Origin of the sequence: Brevibacterium senegalense, from assembly GCF_000285835.1 — a bacterium.
In the GTDB taxonomy this organism is placed as follows: domain Bacteria; phylum Actinomycetota; class Actinomycetes; order Actinomycetales; family Brevibacteriaceae; genus Brevibacterium; species Brevibacterium senegalense.
Genome location: NZ_HE978604.1, coordinates 260,106 through 265,154, shown reverse-complemented (window position 1 = coordinate 265,154; position 5,049 = coordinate 260,106). Strand labels below are relative to the sequence as shown.

Annotated in this window: 5 protein-coding genes; all 5 read right to left on the bottom strand. The window is 55.4% G+C overall.

Translation table 11 applies throughout. From position 1 onward, the window contains the following. A partial coding sequence (locus HGBR_RS10560) for a transposase family protein (protein ID WP_161601866.1) occupies nucleotides 1-414 on the bottom strand: 414 nt, incomplete at its 3' end. 253 nt (nucleotides 415-667) lie between these two features. Continuing rightward, nucleotides 668-1,936, bottom strand: a complete 1,269-nt coding sequence (locus tag HGBR_RS19535) for an O-antigen ligase family protein (RefSeq protein WP_245533330.1) — start codon at nucleotides 1,934-1,936, stop codon at nucleotides 668-670. Next, nucleotides 1,936-3,018 carry a polysaccharide pyruvyl transferase family protein gene (locus HGBR_RS19530; protein ID WP_083882846.1) on the bottom strand — a complete coding sequence of 361 codons (1,083 nt, stop codon included), beginning with the start codon at nucleotides 3,016-3,018 and terminating at the stop codon, nucleotides 1,936-1,938. Before HGBR_RS19530 ends, HGBR_RS19535 begins: the two co-directional genes overlap by 1 nt. A gap of 6 nt (nucleotides 3,019-3,024) precedes the next feature. After that, a complete protein-coding gene (locus HGBR_RS19525; RefSeq protein ID WP_083882845.1) occupies nucleotides 3,025-4,119 on the bottom strand; it encodes a glycosyltransferase in 1,095 nt (364 codons plus the stop codon). 46 nt (nucleotides 4,120-4,165) lie between these two features. Further along, on the bottom strand, nucleotides 4,166-4,762 hold the full coding sequence (locus tag HGBR_RS19520; protein ID WP_083882844.1) for an acyltransferase: 597 nt from the start codon (nucleotides 4,760-4,762) through the stop codon (nucleotides 4,166-4,168). Between the last annotated feature and the right edge of the window lie 287 nt (nucleotides 4,763-5,049).

Here is a 5,049-nt window from a genome sequence, read left to right as displayed (position 1 = left end):
GATGTGCTCGTCCACGCCGAGGACGTCGACACCGTCGAAACGAGACGGATCCGCGGCGGCGTCTGCCAGGCGGGGGCGGATCTGGGACCACAGCGTGTTCCACGTCGTGCCCAACTGGCGGGCCAGCCCCTGGATGGAAGCGTTCTCATACCGCAACTGGCGGATCGCCCAGCTCACTGCGCGGGTGGTCAGCAGGCCGCGCGGGGCTGCTACGTGCGGATTCTGCTCGCTGAAGGACACCACGGTGCAGACGGTCTCGAGGCAGATCCAGCGGCGTTTGCGCCACCGCAGACGTGTCGGGCGTCCCGCCGAAGGAGAATCGATCAGAGTCACGGTCACGCGACCGTGGCCGGTGGCGATGACGCCGCATCCGGGACAGCCGGTGATCGGGTCGCAGCACTCGATGTCCAGCACCCTGCGGCTGCCGGCGACGCGGGCGTCGACGAGGTGCATGTCGGGCAGATCGAGAAGGACGTCACACCTGCTGCAGCGATCCAGAGAAGCAGCGCAGGGGCACGTAGGATGGGGCATAGTCGAGGTCCTTGGTGTGAGCAGAGGTCAGATTCCGCTCATCATCAGGGACCTCGACGTCTATCCCCAGCACCTTCGCCCCATCGGCGCGCCCACACTCAACTCTGAAGGGCCACTTAAACCCACAAGCGTCTAGCTACACTACCGACCGAGCGCGCGTGGCGACATGCGATGTTTTCGGGGAAGCCGGCGTCTCAGTGAATCGGGCACTTGTCACGTGAACAACAATTGCCAGAGATAGCATGTAGGGCGCAATGGTGTAGGCGTTACTTAGGAGCTCCCCCGAACTCAATGCATACATAGCGAAAAACACTTGAATGGTCAACGCGAAATAGACACCAACTCGAAGCGATGTATGCGCACTGCGAGCAGCCAGCCGAACAGCCCTGAACGCGCCAAAAAGCGAGGCAAACACACACAGCAAGATTGCGAGAGTTCCGAGAATTCCAACCTCATAAAGAGAGTTCAGCACCAAATTGTGCGCGTGAAACGACGTCTGCTGGCCGCCAGGCCAAACAAACTCAAAGGAACCCCATCCATGCCCAAGGAGTGGGCGTTCCCTCCAGCCAGTAATGGCCGCATCCCACAAGAGCGTCCGACCCGAAGTCACTTCTGAAAGATCACTGGATTCAAACGTTGTACGAAAACGATCGACAGACGCCGATATGCCAGGCGAAACAATCGTTGACAAATAGACACCAAACGCTCCAACCGCAGAAATTAATGTCACCCGAAGACCACGACCCTTCAGATGAGACACAGATAGCACCACGAGAAACGCCACAATGATCAATATCATATGTGCGCGCTTGCTCGTAAGCACCACCGCCGACAAGGCAACCAGCGCGCCCGCCGCACCACTCCAGCGCGATACACGCCGCTCAGCCCCGAACGTCACCGCAGTCGCAATGGCAAATGCAATGACGCAGTACATAGCGTTAAAGCTGTAATGAGAAGTGAGGCCCGATCTATAGTCCGTCGCCGAGAAGTCACTGGCAAAAAATCTGGCCTTAACGAGACCCCCGTAGGTCGCGGGAAAAACATAGAAGAACCATGTCGCGAACACATGAATGAAAGAGAACGCAGCGGCAACCGACAGGAATGGAATCATCCAACGCCGCGTCCTATCGGCAAATACCAGAATCCCAGCGCCAAACGCGAAGGCGTAGACAATCCACCCGTCATATCCGGACGCCACAATTTGCGATGCGACTGCAAACGCTGCCAGCAATAGCCACGACAAAGCGAGCGGGGAATATCGCGCCTTAGACCCGTCCTTGCGAAGCGCTATACCGAGACACAATAGGTAGGCAGCGGAGACAATGGCCAGAGGCGAGACCACAGACGGAAGCAGTTGACCAAAGAACGGTCCGATGAGCGACAACGCAGCTACAACATACAGCATCACCTAGGATCACCACTTCGTCTAGGGCGCATCCCAGCTAGTGCAGAATCCAGGAACTCTTCGAACTCAACGCGACGCTGTTTAAGTTGGTCGCCAACGTGCGACGACAAAACTCGCCGACACGGCACGCCACCGATTTCGCGAGCCTCCTCAAACTCGACACCGAGAAGCGAGGAAAGAGTCTCAAAGCGCGACGCCATCGAGTATGGCTTGTCATTGCGTTCTACCAGATAGACAGACTTGCCAAACAGGATGCCGAAGATAACGGCGTGATACGAATCCGTCACCACAAGCTTCGACTCGGCGATAAGACCAACAAAATCTTGGGGCCCAGCAGGAAAATAGCCCGGCGCGGCAAGGTCGTACAAACGTACTGTACGCGCCGAATGGTCGACAATAAGTTCGTCCACCGCTGTGCGCACTACAGGAGCGTACTTGCCAAGCATGTACACAAACCCATAATCGTGACCCGGCACGAACTCATAATCCGCCCTACGGCGCCATATATCTGCACTAAGGGAAAGAGTCGGATCGATTACTACCGGCACCTCACGACCCGTGAGTCCGCGGACGATGTCTTGAGCCGACTCCTCGCGGACAGAGATCCGCTCAATTCTCGAGAGGTACGAGCTCGCCGCACTAGCTCGCTCCACCGGATACGAGTCAATCCCGAAACTTGCGCTTAGTGAAACAACCGAGCCAGCGGCTGCCCCGAGTCCAAATTCTGCTCCGTCGAAGTCAACCTGATAGGGATTCCAGATCTGGTCGCTACCGATAACAGTACCCACGTATTCGGATAGCACTCCGGGAACGCTCTGCGCCGAGTATATCCGTCGCGTTTTGATACTCTTGTCGAACTCTAGAAAGCGGCGATAGCGCTTAGAGTGAAGATGTCGCAAATTTGCTGAGTGCACCACATGGCGCGCCAGATCTCGCAAAACAGGACCAGGATACTTCGCCTTCAAAATCAGGGTCTCCGGGTCGAAACCACGGGAACGAAGGCTTGTGGTGACGGCCCAGTTCTGGAGCCTGTTCCCATAGTTAAATAGACCGTATGGCGTGACGACAGCAAGCTTAGCCATTCGGTCTCAGCCTCCCTTGACATTCAGCCAGCGCTTACCCTGGCCAACGCGTGCGGCTCCAGCGCGTGCTGCTCGGAGCACAGCGTAACATGGCCCTACCATGCCGCTCGCCAACAAGGTGTGCTTAGCTACCAACTTCACCCATACCACCGAACGAGAGCGCAAAGCCTGTCGTCTAGACACTTCGATTGTGTCTAGAAGATCTCGAATTTTCCCTCGCTTCTCTCGCTCAGAAATTGGCGACTCCGGACGGGAAAAGTTCAGTCTGATACATCGATTGACTTCTCCGAGGGCGCGCTCATAGTAGTCGTCGACAGGTACCGCTGTCAGGTGACTGCGTTGCATCTCGTTCAATAGCTTGAGGAGCTGCTTCGTCTCTTCATATGCGTTCGGCCTGTATCCACGCACACTCGATTCTAAGTCGGTCCAGTACCAGTATCCGATTGATCGCGAAACGAGCAAGTAGTCAACTTCATTCAATAGGAGAAGGTTCCACACCGTATCCTCGCTCACCCGAATCTCGGGCGGAAACGGCACGCGCTTTGCGATATCGGTTCTAACATAACGCGCAATAGGACCGTTCTTCATAACAGCTCGCCTATTGCGAATCCTCGTTTCTGGCATCCTGCCGCTCATCACTCGGCCCCTGAGGCGCCGAACTTGATCGTTCGAGAGCGCAACGACGGGTACTTCTTCGATACCGATCTTCTGCTGTTCCGAGGTAACGTACTGGACGTAGAACTGCAATAGGTCGGGTCTATGCTCATCCAATTTCGAGACCGCCATCTCGATAGCTTTTGGCGGCAACTCGTCATCGCAGTCAACATATGTAACATACTTTCCAGATGCGCTGCGGGTTCCGACATTGCGGGCCGTAGAAGGCCCGGCGTTCTCTTGCCTAATCACCTTAACCCGATCGTAACGCCGTTCAACGCACGCCAGCTCATTAAGCACAGCGGTGTCAGTCGATCCATCGTCCACAAGAACAAGCTCCCACGCATCGGACGACTGCGCGATGACACTCTTAAGGCATGACTGAAAGCGTTCGATTGGGGGATTGTAAACTGGGACGACTATTGAGACTTCTATTGCGGCGGCCATCGTTTCGCTTCCTTACTTGCCAGAATCTCTAGACACGTCATGATCATCACAAAGAGCTCGACGTTGGATGCTCCAATTCAAACAACTTCCACGCTAGAGCCGCCTCGCCTTCACTTAGGCGCTGCCCCACCTTTACAGTGGCCATAGATTCTGACTGCTGGGCCTGGATATACTTGTCGACGAGGTCTTGGTATTTGCCAACACGGCGTGCTGGAACGCCCGCGTATACGGAGTCGGATTCAAGGTCACCAACAACAACAGACCCGCTTGCAACTACGACGTTCCTGCCGATTTTCGCGCCATAAATAATTACAACGTTGCTCCCAATAAAACTATTCTCTCCGACCTCAATGCATCCAATCCGCTCTTTGAGTCGAGGCATTGGAGGCATCTTTGAAGTTTCACGATAGCGATTGAAAACCCCATGCATAATGTCGTGCGTGCAGAAATCGACATTCCGCGCAATCGCGACGTTATCATGTAGTCGAATTAGCTCACTGTACAAGGGCAGGCGCCTCGGCTGAAATGTCACGTTCTTGCCGACCAAGTCAAATAGGCTATTCTGTCGAATACAGTCAGCACGCGCACGGCCGCTCTTCGCCGCCGCTAGACGCGCTGTGTGAATAAGTCGATCGAGCTTCATGTCATTGTCTCCGTATGTTGAGCGGATTTCGGGATAGCCGATTCGCCTGTGGGGCCAGTTGCTGCCATACGGCGTTCACCCGCGACGTTCGTTCCCTGTCGCAGCAATCGCTGCCATCACTTACGAGACTTCGTGCGGCTGCCAGGTGTGATAACGGATGCGTTGAATGTCTCTCACTAATGGCCTTCGCAACAATGAAGCATAGATTGGTGGCTGTAGTTTTACTCGAAGTGGAATTCCGTTCCGAGCCGCCATTTCGCACTGTCAGCAATATAGACATCCGACCC

What these genes read in the sequence shown, in the direction of transcription:
- HGBR_RS19520 (WP_083882844.1), bottom strand. Translation starts at nt 4,762, where the DNA reads ATGAAGCTCGATCGACTTATTCACACAGCGCGTCTAGCGGCGGCGAAG.
- HGBR_RS19530 (WP_083882846.1), bottom strand. Translation starts at nt 3,018, where the DNA reads ATGGCTAAGCTTGCTGTCGTCACGCCATACGGTCTATTTAACTATGGG.
- HGBR_RS19525 (WP_083882845.1), bottom strand. Translation starts at nt 4,119, where the DNA reads ATGGCCGCCGCAATAGAAGTCTCAATAGTCGTCCCAGTTTACAATCCC.
- HGBR_RS19535 (WP_245533330.1), bottom strand. Translation starts at nt 1,936, where the DNA reads ATGCTGTATGTTGTAGCTGCGTTGTCGCTCATCGGACCGTTCTTTGGT.